This window comes from Bradyrhizobium sp. CCBAU 51745, assembly GCF_028128715.1.
Classification (GTDB): Bacteria; Pseudomonadota; Alphaproteobacteria; order Rhizobiales; family Xanthobacteraceae; genus Bradyrhizobium; species Bradyrhizobium manausense.
The window spans coordinates 17,335-36,236 of sequence record NZ_LBJP01000065.1; the positions used below are offsets into that span (position 1 = coordinate 17,335).

Below are 18,902 nucleotides of genomic sequence, written 5' to 3' on the forward strand. Positions count from 1 at the left end.
ACGTCGAAGAACCTCCCCTTTCAAGCGGCACGCTGCTTGCTCCATCGAAGGCCGGCGGACGCAATTCCCGCATGCCTCCGCTTTGAAGCCGAGTATGCATCTTCCGATTGCTTCCACTCACCTAGCAAGATGCCCAGGGCTGGTTAACTTCAGGACAACTTCCATGAAAGACTTCCTTTTTCTCGCAGCGTCGCTACCCATCAGCTGTTTGATGGCCGCGGGACAGTCCCCAGCGCTAGCGCCTGCGAGCGTGGCTGAAGATCCTTTTCTTTGGCTTGAGGAGATCGAAGGGCCGCGCGCATTGGCTTGGGCTCGCACCGAGAACGACAAGACGCTCAGTGCGCTCCAATCTGATCCACGTTACCAACGCTTCTATGGGGAAGCGCTCGACGTTCTTCAGGCCAAGGACCGGATTCCGTACGTCTCATTTGGCCGGCGCGGTCTCGACAATTTCTGGCAGGACGAGGACCACGTGCGCGGCGTCTTGCGGTGTACGACGCTTGAAAGCTACCGTACCGAGAACCCTCGATGGGAGACCATCCTCGACGTGGATGCTCTCGCTGACGCGGACAAGAAGAACTGGGTTTTTAAAGGGGTGAGCTGCCTTCCGCCGGAAGAGCGCCTCTGCTTGCTCAACCTGTCCGAGGGCGGAAAGGACGCTGAGTTCGTCCGGGAGTTCGACGCAATCGCCAAAACTTTCGTCACGAACGGCTTTGCACTTCCCGAGGGAAAACAGGAGGTCACTTGGGTCAATAGGGACACGGTCCTGATTACACGAGATTGGGGCGAAGGGACCATGACGCAAGCCGGTTACCCTTTCGTTGTGAAGGAGCTCAAGCGCGCTCAGTCGCTCCCGGAAGCGCGCGAGGTCTTCCGTGGCGAGCCGACCGATGTCGCGGCCACACCATTCGTGCTGCGCGACAGTGAAGGCACGATCCATGCGATCGGCGCCGTCCGCAGCATCAGTTCGTTCGAGCATGAGTATGTTCTCTTTGGGTCCAAGCCGACCAAGCTCAATCTGCCAAAGAAGGCGACCATCGGGGGCATCGCGAGTGGTCGGTTGCTGGTGACGCTAAACGAAGACTGGATGCCACCGTCTGGAGACACCCCCTTCTCAGCCGGCTCGATCATCTCGTATGACCTGACCGAATGGAAGCAGGATCCGCTGCGCGCCAGACCCACGCTCGTTTTCAAGCCTGGGCCTCGACAAGCGATCAGCGGATTCACCGCCACAAGAAACTTGCTAATCCTAACGATACTCGACAATGTTCAGAGTAGGGCGTTCGTCTACAAGTACCATCAGGGCGCCTGGCAGGCCACGCCGATCCCTCTTCCAGAGGATGCGAGTGTCGGTGTAGCTGCGGCATCGCATGAAACGGACGAGGCGATGTTCACCGTCTCCAGCTTTCTTAGCCCGACGATGCTCTGGTATTTCGACGGCGCAACCGAACGCCTTGAGACCCTGAAGACGACACCTCCTAGGTTCGACGCCTCGAGACTTGTCGTCGAACAGTTCGAGGCAATCTCGCGCGATGGCACCCGCATTCCTTACTTTCTGCTACGACCCAAGAGCGCAAGGTTTGACGGATCAACTCCAACGCTTCTCTATGGCTATGGCGGGTTTCAGATTCCGCTCGTACCCTTTTACGCGGGTCTCACCGGGCGACTCTGGCTCGAGCAGGGCAACGCGTATGTTGTCGCGAACCTGCGCGGCGGCGGTGAGTTCGGGCCCCAATGGCACCAGACTGCCCAAGGAGCAACGAAGCAGCGGACATGGGATGATTTTATCGCCGTCGCGGAGGACTTGATTCGGCGCAAAATCACTTCTCCCCGCCGGCTGGGCGTGGTCGGCGGTAGCCAAGGAGGCCTCCTGGTAGGGACCGCAATCACTCAACGACCCGACCTCTTCAATGCGGCCATCTTACAGGTTCCGCTTTTCGACATGGTTCGCTTCACCAAGCTGGGCGCCGGAGCCTCCTGGATCGGCGAGTATGGCGATCCCGGCATTCCCGAACAGCGCAAGTGGCTCGAGGGCTACTCGCCCTATCAGAGCTTGGTGCCAGGCAAGACCTACCCGGCCCCCTTCATTCTCACGTCCACCAAGGACGACCGCGTGCATCCAGCGCATGGCCGCAAGGCTGCAGCGAGGCTCGCTGCGTTGGGCCAACCGTACCTTTACTATGAGAATACCGACGGGGGGCATAGCGCCGCCGCCAACCTAATTGAAGCGGCACGCCGGATCGCTTTGGAATATACCTATGCATTCCGGCGGCTTGTCGATGAGTGATGTCGAGGACTAAGATCGACTTCAATGATGACGCTTGGCGGACGACGTTATCGGCAGCGGCGTCAGCAAGCCCGTCTTCGCTCATTCTCGGCGGACGATGGTGTCTCCATGGGGATGAATCCGAGCGATCAGCTACCCCCTCAGTCTCGCCTATCAGTCCGGGTAGGTCACTCAAGGCCGATTTCTTGTTAATACCCGCGAGGCATTTCGTGTGGACAGCCCTCAAGGCAAAACGGTGCGTTAGCCTCTCGATCCCGTGGCTAACTTCATTGTCAGTGCGGATGCGGATAAGGATAGCGCCTGTCTCATCAAGTCCCCTCGACAGGCACCAAGTCGCATCCGCGCTGCGTTCCATCTATTGCTGACCGGCCTATATTGTCGCCCGTGGTTTTGAGATCGCGGGCTTTTGGGATTTGAGGCCTCGAAACCTTACAATTTGGCCTTCAAGATTCCGTCGAATCAGCAGGCGTGATTCCATGGTTGCAGCGGAGCGGACCGATGCGACCGAAGCAGCCGGAGACGACGGGGAAGGCGACCTGTTTCGCGTCGGTTGAATCAGATCATCAACCTGAAGCACGAGCTGGTGCAGCTGGCCACCACGATCGACTGAGACTGGATCGATCGCGAGGTCGCGCCGCTTTACAGCGACCAGGGCCGGCCGGGCATCGCAAGCCGATTCCTGATCGGACTATTGCTGCTCAAACACATCTACGGCCTGTCCGACGAGGGTGTCTGCGAGCGCTGGGTCTACGACCCGTATCCCAGCACTTCACCGGCTTTGAGTTCTTCCAGCACGAGTTTCCGCATGAGCGTTCCGACCTCAGCCATTGGCGCAAGCGGCTCGGCGACAAGCGTGAGCACGCGTTGGCCGAGCGCTTGAGGGTGGGGCATGAGACGCGGCGCATTGCGGACGCGCGATCTCAGGCGGGTGACGGTGGACACCACAGTTCAGCCCAAGGCCATCACCTTCACGACCGATGCCAAGCTGGTGCATGCGGCGATCAAAGGGCTCAATCGGCTGGCCCGCGAGCGCGGCCTTAAGCACTGCGCATCGCCCAACAGGCGGCGATGATGGCAGGACGCTATGCCCATGCCAAACAGTTCAGGTGATATCGGCGACAATTGCGCTGGCTGCGCACGCGGCCCGGCCGCCCCGATCTGTGACATCCGCCGCAAGATCGCCGGTCAGGGCGATCTTGAGGCTGCATTCGAGCAGCCGCTGTCGCGCGCCGCGCAAATCCGCTCGCAAGAGCAGCGCCAGCGTGGATCCAAGATCTATTCCCTCGACGCGCCCGAAGTCGGATGCATCGGCAAGAGCAACGCCTCAGCGCCTTACGAGCTCGGCGTCAAAGCCTCGATCGTCACCACCAATGCTCGCGCCCCAGCCGGCCAGTCCGTGCTGCACGCCAAGGCGCTGCCGGGCAGCCCTATGACGGACACACCCTCGGCGAGGTCATCACCGCCACCGAAAAGCTTACCGGCTGCGGAATCGAGCGCGCCTATGTCGACAAGGGCTATCGCGGTCACAAAACGGAAAACCCGCCCCGCGTCTTCATCTCCGGTCAGAAGTGCGGGGTGTTCGGCGTCGTCAAACGCAAGCTCAGCCGCTGCTCAGCCATCGAGCCCGTGATCGGCCATGAAGATCGACGGGCACCTCGGCCGCTGCCATCTCAAAGGCCGCGAGGGGGACGCCGCCAACGATGTCCTCACCGCCGTCGGCCACAATCTCCGCCTCGTCCTCGCCTGGCCGAGGCTTCTGTTGCCCCTAATCCGCAACGCCTTGTTGCGGATGCGCGCCTGGTCCACGGCTGAGCTCTCCTCCTGAAGCGGCTTCGACAGGACGCAGATGAGCCCTCGCCTCGCGCGCGGAAACTTTCGTCGCTCGGCAAGGCCGAAAGGGCCTCACCAACGGCCGGGCACTTTCCAAGGTGCAAGAGCACCTTGGAAGCGATGGGCGAGGCATCACGATCGATCTTTACGTACCGCCCGCAGAGCGATGATAAATATCTCTGCCGTGGTTTGGGAGCCTCATAGTTCGAGGCCGCGCTCTGTGAGCACACGGTGCATGACTTCGCGTTTGATCTCGCCACCGATCTCGTTTCGGACTTGGGCGCCAAGCACCCGCTCGGCATCCGGATCGCTGAGAAGACCACGCTCGGCCAGTCGCTGATCCAAGCGGGTTTGAAACTCCTCGCCCATGGCTTCGACGAGCCGGTCTTGCATCGCGGCATATTCGTCCGGAGCGATGCGTCTCAGCACCGTCTCCCAGGGTTGCCAGCGGCTTGCCATGTAGTCGGTGAACTGGCTTGCTTCCCGCCCCCGGACCAGGTCGAGCGCTTCCGTCGCATCATCCTCGCTTACGTGAGAAACCGTCAGAAAGCGCATGTCAGAAGCGACGTGGATCAGCTCCAGCGGCTCGCGCAGAAGATGTTGATAAGCCAGGTAGACCTCCACATCGTCTACGCCCGGGTCGAGGGTCACGAGCGCGTTGACCCTGTCGCGCGCGATCCCGTCCAGCGCGTCCAGGCGGAATGCAACGCGGCCGCGCTGGATCAATTCGGCGAGCCTATCATCATACCCCCCCTCCTCGACGTCAGCATTAAGGCGCGCGGTCCGCATACCGTTCCAGTGCAGAGTAACGCGGTCCTCGCAGCTCGCGTTGGCCTCTGAAGCCTGTGTGAAAAACTGCTCGCGCAATCTCGGATTGATCGCCGCCTGCCGCAGATCATCCGCCACGGCCTGCCGAAACTCGTCGCTGCCATAATTGACGGTGCCGCGTAGCCGATCTAGGAATCGGGCGTAATCCTGGGCGCCAGGCTCATCCGCAAAGTGCTGCCATTCGGCCAATGCCGCCTGATCGTGCCCTAGCCAGTGCGCCGCAGCCTCGGACAGAGGCAGCTGCCGAAGATGCGGCGCCGCGAGGTGAGCGCGGACCTCGTCCGGGAATGGATTATCACCGAATTCGACGTTCAGCAGCGGCCGGCTCAAACTTCCAGGTAGGAGATCCTCAGGCAGGCTGGTCAGCCGGTTACCGGTCAGATTGACCGATTGAAGCCAGCTCGGAAGGATTTCTGGGAGGTTGGCCAATTGATTGCTGCTGACATCGAGTTCAACGAGGCCCGATGGGAGGGACTCGGGAAGCGCGGTCAGCTGATTGCCACTAACCGCGAGCGAGGTGAGACTGCTCGGGAGAGCGTCGGGCAGGCTGCCCAGTCGGTTGTTGTTTGCGTTCAGGATCCCCAGCTCCGATGGGAGACGGTCTGGCAGACTGGTCAACCTGTTATCGCTCACCTCTAGTCGATAGAGGGTCGCCGGAAGAGCGTCCGGCAAACTGGTTAACCGGTTGTGGCTAACAAAGAGCTCGTGGAGCCCGGATGGCAGGCTAGCGGGCAGGCTGCTTAGCTCATTGTGCATGGCGCGGAGGTTTAGCAGCCTCGGCGCCAGGGCGTCGGGCAAAGCTGTTAAGGACAGCGATGACACATCGACCGAGTGCGAGCGCATGTTCTCCGCAGCCCTGATTCGCGAGCGCCCGTGTCGCCTGTTCTGGGCTTCGCCCTGCCCCTGTTCGGCAACCCAGTCGTCCAGGATTCGCGCCCGCGCGGAGGCCGGGGTTCGATACCCTGTCAAGCCTTCGACCAAATTCGCCAGGGCACGGTTGAAGCCGCCGAGGTAGCTTTCCCGCTCCGCTTCCTCAAAAGTGTCCGGGGCGGAACCTTCGCTCCGCTGTGCCTGTCCTGTGTCCATCATCTTTCTCCGTCGTCGGAATCTTGAAGACTACGCCGGCCCCTGCGCAAGGCTACGAAGCAGGTTGCCCGCTGCCACAACAATCATTGGGACGAGCGCACGTGGGCCGGGCGCCCCACTCCTGATCGAAGCGGTACGGCTTCACACGAGTTGGAGGCGGCGAATGGATCGATGCTGCTGCAACGTCTGCTGCCATTTCGTTGGGCGGACGGATCCGGGGGACCGCCAACACGAAAGCGTTCTGCCGCTAGCACGGTCACCTGTCGATCAGCTGACGAGCCTCGCTGCGGAACATCGAAGTCGCTCACTTTATCAACGGTGGCAAACACCAGCGTGGACCCAATTGCATTGGCAGGTGAAAGGACGGCCGCGGAGTTGGGCGTTCGAGCGACCGCCGCTCTTCGTCTTTCACGCACTCGGCCGAAAAGGTTTCATTGCCAACCATTGAGATATCCACCGTCAGCGGGCTGGGCGCGGGGGTTTAAGTTATGCTGCGCCAGTTAGATGCGGAAAACGTCAAGACGGGAGATAACTACCCGCGACCGCGATCAATTCCTTGCTCCAAATCGTTTTACCGACTTCTGCCGGCTTTGGTGCCATCGCTGCCCTTTCGGCGATAGGACTGTCAGCTTGTCGAAAGATAAATGCCCTAGGTCCAGATGCGTGTTGTCACGGGCTGGGTTGGCTCAGTGTCGTAAGGGGAGTGGAATGGATCCTTTTGAGCCAGGACAGATTCGGCACGGCGGAGGCATTGCTTCTGCATCTTCCCAACAAGAGGAGGCGGAGGGCGGGGGGGCGGCACAATGGGATGCTTTCGTGACGGGCTACGCAGCAAACTCCGGGCATTCAACCCATGCGGCGGCCGAACAAGACGAGGCGCTCGAGAATTGGGCTGCTGAACCGCACGTGGGCCCCCTCGAGGACCGGGACGAAGCGGCAAGGCGAGTAAATGCTCTGGGTGAAGACGCCATACTGGATCTCGGGTCACTGTCCCTTACCAGTTTGCCCAGACTTCCAAGCCAAATCGTCGTGCTCGATGTGCCCTTCAATCGGCTTACCAATCTGCCTGACGAACTCCCCGCTTCGCTCCAGCGTCTTGATGTCAGTGTCAATCAGCTGAGCAGCCTGCCCGCGATCCCGAGCGGGCTTAGAGGCCTCGACGTGAACTCCAACCGGCTGGAGAGCCTACCTGCCGTCCTGCCTGCCGGCCTCCAATTTCTTTCCGCCAACTACAACCGGTTGCTGAACCTACCCGAACCCCTCCCTGCTTCGCTCCGATTTCTTCACGTCAGCCACAATCAGTTGACGAGCCTGCCGGTGGCAGTCCCAGCTAGGCTTGAGTTTCTCGACGTAAGCCAAAATCAACTGACAGATCTGCCGCCGGCTCTCCCAGCTTCGCTCGCGTTTCTCGACGCAAGCCAAAACCATTTGACGAGTTTGCCTGAGCACCTCCTGACGGGATTCGGCGCTGGTGCCACCATAGTTCTGACTGATAATCCGCTATCTGAGCAGGTGCTGACGAACCTGAGTACAGTCCTAAGCGCCGAGGGTTATGTCGGTCCGACTGTCCACCTTTCGCGCGACGTTGAAAGTGAAGCGTCCGAGACAGACGATGAACAGGCCGATGCGCTCGCTGAAACAGTTGCAGAATGGCTCAAAAGCGATCCACAGGAGGGCGATCGGGAGGTGCTTGCCGCTTGGCAGAACCTTGCACAAGAGCCGGGCGCTCGGGAATACGGGCTTTTCCTCGGCAAGCTGTTCGACTCCGTCAACTCTGGCAATGAAGGATTCCGGCAGTCGGTGGCCAATGATCTGCGGCACGCGGCAAAAAACCCGCAATTGCGTGCCCAGAACTTTCAACTGGCATGGGACGCCAACCAGACCTGCGAGGATCGCATAACTTTGACCTGGAACGGCATGCAGACCGCACGCCTCATCGCAGACGTCGAGAACGGCGTCTATGACAACAAGGCCCGGCTTCCCGATCTCGTCGATCTGGGACGCGTCATGTTCCGCCTAGACGCGCTGGAGGGGATTGCGCGCGAGAAGGTTCACTCGCTAGGCTCGGGCAACAACGTCGAAGACATCGACGCCATTGAGGTCTTTCTTGCTTATCAAAACAAGCTACGCGAGCGGCTGGGACTGCAACACGTCGCGCCGGACATGCGCTTCTTTGAGGTCTCCGGCGTCACCGACGCTGACGTTGAAAGCGCAGAGACATCCGTGCGGAACAGGGAGGCGGCGGAATTCGCCGACTATTTGGCGGTGGACTGGCAACCTTGGGACGACGTGGTGCGTCGCATCGCACCGGAGGACCACGCCAGGACGCAGGACCAGCTCATTGCTGCAATGGGAAAGGAGTTCGACAGCCGACTGGAGCAACAGCTCGCCGACAAAGGCTTGAGCGGGGTTGAAGCCGGCCTCGTCGAGGATGCCAAGCGAGAGTTGGGTGCCGCAGTTCGAAAAGAAATTGCCCGTGAGATCAAGGGCGCTCTAAGAGACAAGGTGCTCAATGATCTCGGCCTCACCCTGTAAAGCCAGCTTTGCTGCAGGAGGCTGTTAATTCCTGCTACAGTTTCCCTCTGGTGCGCCGGTTTGCGCCCGAGAGTCTTCACGATGCGCAACAAGCGCAGCGCCGCGCCGATCTAGAAACCGGCGCAGCGCGACTCTTTCCAGTGGGTGTTTCCCGAAAGCGAGGATGGCCGATCTCGCGATGAGGCGGATGCTCGTCGGCTGCTATCGAGGGCCGCATGGATACGGGCGAATTGTCGAAATCGGAGAGCCGATACGCGCGTTTATACGGCTCCGAGCCGGCATGAAGAACGCCGGACGCCACCGTACTTACACCGCGCGGATCGGCTGATCGAGGCGCCGGCGGTTGGCTGAACTATGAGGGGCCTGACCATCACTGCCCGAACGAAGATAGCCGCGAAGCATCAGCCCACTCTCCGGAGAACTGCGCAAGGCGCTGAGCAAGACAATCAGCCGTTCCCGATCGATGGCGGCGGTGCTGACGTGAGGTCCGTAGAGCTTGCCGACACTGATCCGCCAAGACGGGACGAGATCATTTACAAGCTGGAGCGGGCGCATGTGGGTGGACCGCGAACAGATGAGATCGTCGCGCCCGCCCCTTCTGTCGGTGTGACTCCGGCGGCAGTTGGGTTGATGTACAAGACTCTCCATCACGATCAGGCTCCCTCCCGTCATTCATCCGAGGATCGCCGTTGAACCTCTTCAACGTGAAGGTTGTCTTTTGTGCCATGCTGATGGTTCGTTGGCAGCCAATCTGTGACACCTCCGAAGAACACGCCCAGCGACCATCTCGCGGCTTCGCCATCTGTCAGTTGATGGGAATGAGGCTCGCGGCCTGAGGGGTTAGCCCCGACGCCGAAGGATCTGTACTCAGCATAATAGCTCGTCCTCAACATATTGGTCGTGCCGGGCGTCCATTCGCGCCACCCTTCCGCGATCACGGGGGCATCTATCTTCGCCGACAGGAAGACCACGGTGGCGTAGGGGCGCCAGGGGCGGCCAAGTGCGATATAACGCGCAGCAGGGTCGGCACTTAGCCTGCAATGATCAAAAACATAGCCGCTGTCCTCATCCGGCGTTGACTTGCTCTGGGCGGTATAGATGACCGCTTGATTGGCGATGCCGTGCAACTCACATTGCCGGAACCAGGCCTTGGCGTTGCCAAATATAAAATCGACATGCCCTTCGATGTAGCAGTTCGAGAAGTATTGTCGTGACATTCTGCCGTTTGGTCCCTTGCCGGCAAACAGCGTGTCCTGGGCGCCGAGCAGGCGGACACGCGTAATGACGTCCCTATCTCCGGTAACGGACAGCGCCACCGCCTGCGAAGGTGGATTGGCTGGATTGAGGGCGTAGTCGTTCTGGATGGTCAGATTCTCGAGCCGAAAGTCATCGCCAGCGGCATCCAGCGTCGCCGAACGGGCGGTTCCTCCTACATTGATCGCGCCGTCGCCATACACAATGACCGTATCTTCCGGCTTGTTGCCAGTCCCTGCGAGATGAACACCGGATTTCGTGATTTTGACCTTCTCGCGATAGATGCCTGGCGCGATCCGGATATTTCCGCCCTCCGCCGGCAACGCGTCGATGGCTTGCTGCACAGAGTGATAGTCGGCATTTCCGGCATGCGACACCAACAGTGGATGAGCGTACGCCGCGGGGATGCAGAAACATCCGGCCAGAAGTACAGCGGAGGAAATGAAAATTCGCATGTGATCTTACACTTCGTTTCTCAGCGGGATAGCCGTCGCGCATCGACACGAGATTTTCATCGCCAAATCAGAACCTGCACGTCGCCTTGGCATTTCCGGCCTCGCAAAACCGTCGGCCAATTGCGACCAACTCGGGACATGAGGCCGACCTTCGTCAGCCCCAGTGATCTTGGCCCCAGATGCGGAACTCACCACCCTGAGTTCGGCACCGGTGTAGTGCTTACCGATTGCCGTCTCGGAATGCCGTGGAACATTCCTCAGATCCACGCAGCAGCGATTGTGAAGCTCGCCCGGGCAGCGGCGGCGATACGTCAGAGTGATTTGCGGTGACGTTGGCATGTTCAACTTGCCAAGTCGCGGAATCGGCAAATCGGACATCTTCGAGTGTCACGTCGAGTTTATGCCCCTCGTCTAAGCCGCGCATCAGCAACACACCAGTGTCGCCATGCACATGACGGAGAACGACTTGCCGATAGACCGGAACCCGCGTGCCTCGTGCGCGCGGATCATATTTTGTATCGAAAGCCATTGGCCACCGGTTGCCCCTCAGGCACACGTACTCATAAGTCACCCTCTCGACGAGCCCACCTCGACTAACATCGCTCTTGATACGCAGCCCCGACGTCGTACCATCGAGCGTCAGATTACGCACCAATATGTCTCTGACCCCGGAATTGACCTCACTGCCGATCGACATGCCATGCCCCCAGCCAAAATAATTATCAACGATCGAGATATGGCTGCTCGAGCCATTGTCGCCGGCCTTGATCGCGACGTTGTCGTCACCGGTGCGGATCGAGCTATGGGTGATGGTTACATCCTGACTTGCGCCAGGGTCGATACCATCCGTATTGCGGGCATCAGCCGGTGAATCGATCGTGAGGCCCCAAAACGTGGCGCCTTCGACCCGGTTCATCGCGACATGAAAATTCGGAGAGTTGCGCAAGGTGACACCGGACAACGTAATATCCTGCGCATGATCGATCTGGATCAAGCGCGGCGCGTTCTGGTTGCGGCCCTCGGCTTGGGCACGGCGGGCTAGCTGCCACCAGGTTTCCGCGCCGTGGCCAATCAGTGCGCCGCCCTGACCATCGATGATGCCCTCTCCGTAGATGCCGCCGCCGCGCGTTTTAGAAAAGCTGATGAATGGCCGGCAGCCGTCGCCCTTTTCCGCAATGCGACCGCATTGTCCGAGGCCCTTGTCGTAAGCAGCAGGTTCGGGGATGGCGATCAGTGTCGCACCGCGTCCGACCCATAAGGTCACGCCCGATTTCATTTCGAGTGGACCTGAGTGAAACTCGCCGCGCCCGAGATAAACTGCAGCGCCAGCGGGGCAATGTTGAATGGAGTCCTGTAGGCTAACTGTATCGTTCTTGCCGGAAGGCACAGGGCGATCGCAGACCGTATTAGGTACAACGGGTTCGGCGATAGTCCGGCGGTCTTGCGCTTTTGCGGCGGGGCAGACAACCATGGAGGCGAGTATGGACAACAGGGCCCAGTTGCGAAAACGCTTTGTCATTGACCTGCTCGTGCTTTGTCACGCGCATCCTTGGCGCGTGCCTTGTCTGGTATTGAGCGCTGCCTCGATGGAGGCACCGCGCACGTCACTGGCCCGCGTAAGATGACATTTATAAGACGCAGCAGAGGCCTGAACCTTGCGATTGCGCAGCAGCACCTTGGCCTGCGCGAACAAGACGAAGCGTTGTGCGATAGTCCAAAATCCAAATAGCTTCTTAGCGTTCTCACACTGAGAGAGTGCCCAACCGGTCCCGATTTTCGGCATCAACAACTGCGCGTGAATTCAGACGCTGCGTCGCATCGCGCCTGATCGACGAGCCGCACGACAAGAAGTGGCAGGAACGCCCACCGTCACCTGATACCGAAGCCGCCGTTCAGCCGGGAAGGCGCATCGCAAGATTGTAGCGACACGTCGTGGCACAAACGCGGGGCGCGATCCGCTTTCACGGCGGCAAGATCGAGGTCGAGCGCCGGTGGGTTTAAGGACATGGCGTGTTTACTGCCGCTGGCGCTCAGAGCTGTCGAAGGCGATCTGTTGCGCTCCGATTGAGCCGCCTCCAATTGGCCGCTGCCAGATCGCCTCAGTGGGAGCAACAGGTGTGCGCCCGACCTAAGCCGCGGCACGCCCGCGCCTGACCTTGACTGCTGATGAACCTCCGCGCTGTCCTTGAAGCGCCCGCAAAGCCATACCTACTGTTTGTCTCCTTGAACACGGGGTTGGAGAGCCGATTTCGTGCATTGTCATCACTGGCGTCGAGCGACCGGTCGCGCTCGCCGGGGAAACGAGCGCCACCTTGTAAAGCGTTGAAGATACTTCTCAGCGGCCAACCGTAGTTTCGAGTGCTGACCCCGCTCATCATCTCGTCAACCTAATCAAAATCTGCGATCGACACATTCGGCAGCGGTTTGCGGCGGGGGCGTCGGGCAAGGCCAGCGGAATCGTTCCCGCGCGCCGCATCCAACTGCTGCTCAAGGCGCCGTCTCCGGCGTGGTTCGACTGCTGATCGTCTGGCCCGGCGTGCTGTTCCGATGGCGAAGGTGCTGCGTTGGACGTCGAAATTGTGCGAGTCCATGCCAACCTCCCGTCCAGGATCACATCAGCGGGTAGTCTGTATTCGGAGAAGCTTTCGAGAAGCTGACGAGGCTACCGCCGGAACCGGATCGCATTCGTACCGGGAACCCTCTTCCTGGGTTCTCACGAACCAAGGTGACTGCCGTTACCTGCCCTTTTCGGATCGCATTGTGATCGCTTGCGCAGAGGCATGGTCAGTTACTGCGGTCAGCACCGCCCATGACTCGCACGCCTTGCCTCGAGGCCATAGCGGACAATCGTGTCACTGAACCCGCCCCCTCCACACAGGTCTACCGGTTATTTGAAGGCTCTGAAGACGGACAAACGACCGAACTGACAGGCGCAGGGTGGAGAGCTCTTTGGTATTTGATTGGGGGCATCTACGTGCGCAGCCCCGAAATAGGAGGCTCTAACCAAAGAGGCGGCGATACGTCCCCTATCTGGTGCTGCTCTGCGCGCATCCCCTGGCGGACGCACCGCGATCAGCCAAAAGGCCGAGCCTATCGGCAGGGCGCACCTAATTATCCAGTTCGCCCGCCGGGTTCGCAACACCATGTGTCTGGAGATCTTCGCCAGGTCCGGGACAAAACCTGTCGCCGTTAACGTGCGCGGCGGCAGCTTTCAGCGGTCCCATGATCGAGGCGAAAACGCCACGGCAGCATCCGGGTTAACAGGATCATCGACACTTCGCGATTTGCGCGGTCGTGCGTTGCCTATTGAATTGTTTGCCGCAGAGTTGCGCTGGCGTTCATCGATCGAGATCGCTCGACACTCAAGCCTTCGCTCCAGATCCGCCAATCCTGCCTTACATTCGGCGACAACCGATTGGGCGCGAAGCAGCTTGACCTTGAGCTCGTCCTGTTGCCTGAGTATGTCCTCAAGATTCCAATCGTTCTGCATGAGCTGATTGACCATCTGCAAGCACCGATGCAAGGCCGGCACTTAGCTTCAAGAACGGAGGGCTCCGCATGTCGCAGCTGCCCTGCCCTGAGCCACGGGCTAAAGCGATGCCAAACGATCCTGCTGAGGAGGCCTTTACGCTGACGTTCTTGTTGAGAACCACCATTCGTTGCGAGGCCCCTTGCGACACAACGGCACTGCCCGGCAAACCGGAGCGAGATCCGAAGATGGCAGAGTTCGCGAGGCAGGCGCACGGTTGGGAAAGCGCATCAGGGGACCTCTGCCATCGATCAAGCGGGCAAGTTTCATCTGAACACCTCAACCGGATGCTGAACGAGCATCATAGTTACGGTGGTTGCGTGACATCTTCAAGCAACCGGCATGCCAATGCCGGTTGAGCGTGTTTTATGAAGAAACGATGTCGGATTTCCCGCAGCACGTAGATGCAGGCCGTGCTGTTGTCGCGCTTGAAACAAACGACGTCTTGAGCGAGACAGCCAAACCCGCAAGCACGAGCGCCCGCGCGCATTTTCTAGTCTAGTGAAACTCTGGCAGGACTGGATCGAGTTCTTCCTGTTCGAGTGTCTTGGCTCCATCTTTGGCGAGGTACGCTGCCAGAGCTGCGATACCGGAGACCGGTGGACATCGAGCGGGTGCCGATTTTTTGAACGGCACTTGCCCCAAACGCTCAGCAACTTCGACGCTCATGAGGTGGGGACGGATCGGTCGATCGACCGCGCGCTCGATGGTGTGGAAGATCCAGGTGCCGTCCGGATCGATGTCCGACCAATGAAAGATCGGCGTCTGTTCGGATACCAAGCCTGCGATTGTCCGCAGCGCCTGCTGGGTGGCAAGCGAGGGGTACCCGCCGACATACATGGTCGTTCCCAATCGGCCGGGGTCCGCCTCGGCGATGTGCCGGTTGAAGCTTGCGAAGTTTTCGATCGTTAGAACGTAGGCCGGCGGCTCCCGGAACCGGACGCGATCTGCTTCCTTGGGAGTGATTCCGAGATAGTGCGGCGATATCCTGGAAAGATCGGCTCCGTCGAGATCGATCTTGCCCGCGATCAGCAGGGGCGGCGCGAAGCGCTCCAGCCCGATGGCTCGCAGTGCCTCGCGGGGGCGGGCGCCAGGCGGAAAGTCCATTATGCCGCTCAAAAGCCGGACCACGGCCCCCTCGATGCGCTCGAGTATCTTGCTGTGTCCCACCGTACGTCGCGAGAAAGTTTTGTAGTCGACGTCCAGATGCTTGTTATCAAGGATTGCTTGGGCCAGAACGAATGCGTGGCGCAGCGTGTCGACGTCGGACGAACCGAATCCGTGCCACGTCTTACCTCGCGCCCACACCTCTGCGATTTGAGAGCCGCTGTTCTTCAAGGACTCGTGCAGCGCCACTCCGGCTACAAGCCGCACGGCCGCATGCTCGGCGATGCGTGAGGCCGGGGTGCGGCTGAGATATCGGTATAAGATCTCCGCCGAGGCCAACCGCACGTGCGCCACTTGGTCTCGGTTGGCGCCGCGCCCCCAGCGAATCGAGACCGCGCCGGCACTTTCGGCTTGCCTGATCTGTTTCAGGAAGGCGTCCGCCGCGACGACTGATGGGAAGCCTGGGTAGTCCGGATGGGCGATCGGGCTTGCGGCTCCGGCCTCGAAGCGGTTGAGCAGGTCGTTCAGCAGGCCGATCGCATCCGTGAAACGCCGAGCCATGGCTACTCGGCGGCCAGACGGGTGGCGAGCTCATCTTCGGACATCAGGTCCGGATCGATGGCCATCAGCTCGCGCTTGGCCTTCTCTTTCAGTTCCACCACGGTAGCCCTGGACTGCTCGCCGATCCGGTCCACCTCCACGATGGTGTCCATGTGCTCGAGCACGGCGACGCGTTTCTCGAACGGCGCAGCAATCACGAACTGCAGGCCGAGTTTCTTGTAAAAGCTCATCATCTGCCGCTGGTTCTTGCCGTCCATCTTAGAGAAGGCCTCATCGAACATGGCGAGCGCAAAACCGGCGGGCTTGCCGGCACGACGCTCCGCGCTGCCGTAGACGGCGGCCAGCGAAGCGCCGATGGCAACGTAGATAGGCACCTGCTGTTCGGCGCCAGACCCGGTGCCGCGCCGCTGCTCCCAGCGGGTCGAGCGGCCGGTGGCAACATCCTCCATGTGGATCTCGAAGGTGTAGAAGTTGCGGTAGTCCTCGAACTGGGTGAAATCCTTGTCGGGGTCCTCGAGCAGCGCCTCGAGTGCGAGGATCGTATCCTTGTGCGGGAAGTCATCGGGCACGTCGCCCCGGAACAGCATATCGAGCGCCTCCGGAGAGGTTTTGGCGATCTCGATGATCTTCAGGATGGGCTGGAATTCCACCATCTGGGTGCGGTGGAAAGAATATCGCTCGCTATGGAACGGATGTGCGTAGAGACTTCGGTTCAAGGATTGCAGCTCCCGCTCCATCTTTCCGATCCGGGCCGTGAGCGCGTTGATGAACTCGCCGCGCAGCAGGGTGGACGCCTTCTCCGCCGCTTCCTGCGCTTGCCGCTCGTACTGGCGCAGCTCATTGGATTCGATATCCGAGATGAGCTGTTCCATCCATGGCTTCACCTCCCGCAGCGGCTCGCTCTCCGCGCCGACTTGCGAGCTCATCCCGAACTGGTCGAAGTAGTCGTAAAGGAGTTCGCGGACCCGTCGCTCGATCCGCGCGCGCTCGTTGTCGAAAGCGTTGGCATCCTTCAAGGCCTTCTCGGCAATGGCCCGGTGTTTCTCCGCAAAGCCCTTTTGGGCTGCGGTATCGAGGCGGTCGCGGTAGACGGCCCTGCCTTTCGCGGTGGAGTAGAGTGGGAAGAACTTGCGGTATATCGACCGGGCGACCCTGAGGTTGAGCTCGGAGCCGGGCACGTTCTCGCCCTCTCCGAGCCTCCTCTCCGTCGACCTGACCTCGCCGTCATGCTCGCCGAACGCCTTCTGCTGTGTCTTTCTCTCCTCCAGCCTCTTCTCCTTCAGCTTCTGCTGCGCCCTCTTTTTGTCGCGAAGCCCGCCGTCGCCCGCGCCGTCGAGCGCTTCGAGCCTCGCCTGGGCTTCGGCGATCTCGGTCTGCGCGGCTGCGAAGGCAGCGGCGCAAGCCTTCAGATCGTCACGTCCCTCGCAGATATTCTTCAGAGCGGCAAAGGCCTGCTCTGCCGCGTGGGCCTGCTTGCTCTTTTCGGTTTGGAGCCGATCCAATTCCTCGGCCTGATCCTGCAGGGAGCGCAGGGCGTTCGCCTGGGCCGCCTTTCCAATCTTGTGCTGCGAGGCTTCGATCCAGCGATGGGTCCTTACGAGTCCGTCATCGTAGAGGCCGTCTTTCATGACAGCCCGGCCGGGCCTGTTGAATTGGTCGAGCGTGTCCGCGAGGCGGACCGTGCCGTAGCGGCGCATGATGAAGGCCATCGCGTCCGGATCCTGGCTCCGGAAGATCGAGGGGAAAGTGCCGCGCTCCGGCTTGGCCCTGAACTGCTCGAGCTTGTTTAGGCTCACGAGCGATGCGTGGCGAAACTCGCGCCGACCTTCCTTGAAGATTGACGTGGCGGCGCTGATATCCGCTCTGTCCACGAACACAGCTTCCCGGTCGCGGCCGAGGAGCGCCTCGGCGGCTCCCACCCACTCGGGTTCGGCGACTTCGATGATGTCGCAGAGCACGCGCGGGACCATGCCCCTCTGGCGCAGCCTGCGGCAGAGGAGTTCGGTGTTGTCGCCAAGATAGGCGCGCGCCCCTCCGGCCGCGTGCTGTCGGATCCGTTCGAGCACCTCGTCGCGCCGGCCTCGGAGGCCGGAAAGCTCCGCGATGATCCTTTGACGCGCTTCGTCGATCTTCGGCAGCCATTTGGCGCCGCTTGCCGCAAAGGACTTCTCGGCTGCGGGGACCTCGTCGGAGACGCCCCCGATGTCGGCCCCGGCGGTGGCAGTCACAAGACGCTCAAGCGCAGGAACGAAGTCCTCGAAACCGTCCGCGCACATCGCGCGGAGCGGCTCCAGGCGACGGATGTTCTCCATGCGAGCCTTGAAGTCCGCCAAGGCGCGCTGCGCCGCCTGCCCGGCCACATCGGCGGTCTGCTGCAAGGACTTTCTGCCGGCCTTGGCATCGTGCTCGGCGATCGCGGCCGTGAGGCGTTCGATCTCGTTATCGATAGCCTTGACGTCGTCGTCGATGAATTCGAGTTGTTTTGCTGCGGCCTCCCGGCGCGCCATTTCGATACGCCGCTTGGTCTTGAAGTCCAGGTTTGTCGCCCGCGCCGCGAGCCAAGTCGCGCGTTTTGCAATCCACTCCTCCCTGAACTTGATCTCGAGCGCCTCTTCAAGCGCGGCAAGCACGCCCCGAAGCGCCCTCAGGGCTTCGAGCCTGAGGCGCATCTTTCGGATGGATTCGCTGATGTTGCGGTAGGTCTGGATCGACTCGCGCAGCACCTTGATGCCGATCGGACTGTCCTCGAGGATGTAGTTCCGCACGAACTGCGTCGCCGTCTGGTTGTGGTCGAGCGTCATCGCGTTGACGATTGATTTCTGCAGGGCGCTGGCGTTCTGCTCGCCAAAGGGCGAATGCGGCAGAAGATGGCGCATGTACTCTCGGACGTAGTCGCTCGCCCGGTCGCGATGATTGACGAAGTTGCCCTCGCCGACCGCCGCGACGATCCGGGCGCGCACGTCCTCCCACGGCGCCGGGAATTGCGACTTTTCTCGCTGCTCGATGAAGTCCTTGGAGCTCAGAATGGTGCCGACGGCGACGAACAGTGCCAGAACGGTCTCCCTGCTGTCGGACTTGCGCGCTTCAAGTGCCATGCCGATCGTGACCGGCGGCCGGGCGCCTTCCGTGTCTTCAAACCCTAGCGCCAGGTAGGTGCGCGCCTCGTCGCGCCGGCGCTGGTCTTCGCCGAGCGTCCCAAGGCAGTAATCGACGACGCTGCGCTTCGAGCCGCTGCGCGATTTTCCGCTGTCGCCGGCGACCGCGTTCAGGCGCAAGAACCGCCGGCTCGCGCCGGTGAGAACGACCTGTGCCATGTCGAGGATTGTGGATTTGCCGGACCGGTTCTCGCCCAGGACCCCGACGTGTCCTGTCACGTCGATGTCGGCGACGTCGAACAGGTGCCAGTTCACCATCGTCAGGTGGCATAGCT

9 protein-coding genes and 1 pseudogene are annotated in these 18,902 nt (G+C 60.8%); 4 read left to right on the forward strand and 6 right to left on the reverse strand.

Translation table 11 applies throughout. The features are described from left to right. Positions 1 to 163 precede the first annotated feature (163 nt). Together XH98_RS15735 and XH98_RS15740 are read left to right on the forward strand one after the other, a co-directional pair. A complete protein-coding gene (locus XH98_RS15735) occupies positions 164 to 2,287 on the forward strand; it encodes a prolyl oligopeptidase family serine peptidase (protein WP_271619154.1) in 2,124 nt (707 codons plus the stop codon). A gap of 498 nt (positions 2,288 to 2,785) precedes the next feature. Further along, positions 2,786 to 4,112 (forward strand): annotated as a pseudogene (locus XH98_RS15740) (IS5 family transposase). 203 nt (positions 4,113 to 4,315) lie between these two features. Here the strand turns inward: XH98_RS15740 and nopM are convergent. Next, complete coding sequence (gene nopM / locus XH98_RS15745; protein ID WP_271619155.1) at positions 4,316 to 6,031, reverse strand: T3SS effector NEL-type E3 ubiquitin ligase NopM; 1,716 nt, start codon at positions 6,029 to 6,031, stop codon at positions 4,316 to 4,318. Positions 6,032 to 6,739: 708 nt separating this feature from the next. Here nopM and XH98_RS15750 point away from each other — a divergent pair. Next, entirely contained in the window at positions 6,740 to 8,566 is a 1,827-nt protein-coding gene (locus tag XH98_RS15750; protein WP_271619156.1) for an NEL-type E3 ubiquitin ligase domain-containing protein, read from the forward strand. Between the two features lie 668 nt (positions 8,567 to 9,234). On the opposite strand, the gene XH98_RS15755 is transcribed toward XH98_RS15750, so the two are convergent. The 3 genes from XH98_RS15755 to XH98_RS15765 all read right to left on the reverse strand — a co-directional run bounded on the left by XH98_RS15755 (position 9,235) and on the right by XH98_RS15765 (position 13,780). Continuing rightward, positions 9,235 to 10,275, reverse strand: coding sequence for a pectinesterase family protein (locus tag XH98_RS15755; RefSeq protein ID WP_271619157.1), 1,041 nt, complete (start codon positions 10,273 to 10,275; stop codon positions 9,235 to 9,237). Between the two features lie 220 nt (positions 10,276 to 10,495). Then, complete coding sequence (locus tag XH98_RS15760; RefSeq protein WP_271619158.1) at positions 10,496 to 11,794, reverse strand: glycoside hydrolase family 28 protein; 1,299 nt, start codon at positions 11,792 to 11,794, stop codon at positions 10,496 to 10,498. Positions 11,795 to 13,486: 1,692 nt separating this feature from the next. Beyond that, positions 13,487 to 13,780, reverse strand: a complete 294-nt coding sequence (locus tag XH98_RS15765; RefSeq protein WP_271619159.1) for a hypothetical protein — start codon at positions 13,778 to 13,780, stop codon at positions 13,487 to 13,489. Positions 13,781 to 13,833: 53 nt separating this feature from the next. On the opposite strand from XH98_RS15765, the gene XH98_RS15770 reads away from it, so the two are divergent. Beyond that, positions 13,834 to 14,163: a hypothetical protein gene (locus XH98_RS15770; RefSeq protein ID WP_271619160.1), complete on the forward strand. Its 330-nt coding sequence runs from the start codon at positions 13,834 to 13,836 to the stop codon at positions 14,161 to 14,163. Positions 14,164 to 14,302: 139 nt separating this feature from the next. On the opposite strand, the gene XH98_RS15775 is transcribed toward XH98_RS15770, so the two are convergent. Continuing rightward, entirely contained in the window at positions 14,303 to 15,472 is a 1,170-nt protein-coding gene (locus tag XH98_RS15775; protein ID WP_271619161.1) for a Wadjet anti-phage system protein JetD domain-containing protein, read from the reverse strand. 2 nt (positions 15,473 to 15,474) lie between these two features. Then, positions 15,475 to 18,885: an SbcC/MukB-like Walker B domain-containing protein gene (locus tag XH98_RS15780; RefSeq protein ID WP_271619170.1), complete on the reverse strand. Its 3,411-nt coding sequence runs from the start codon at positions 18,883 to 18,885 to the stop codon at positions 15,475 to 15,477. Between the last annotated feature and the right edge of the window lie 17 nt (positions 18,886 to 18,902).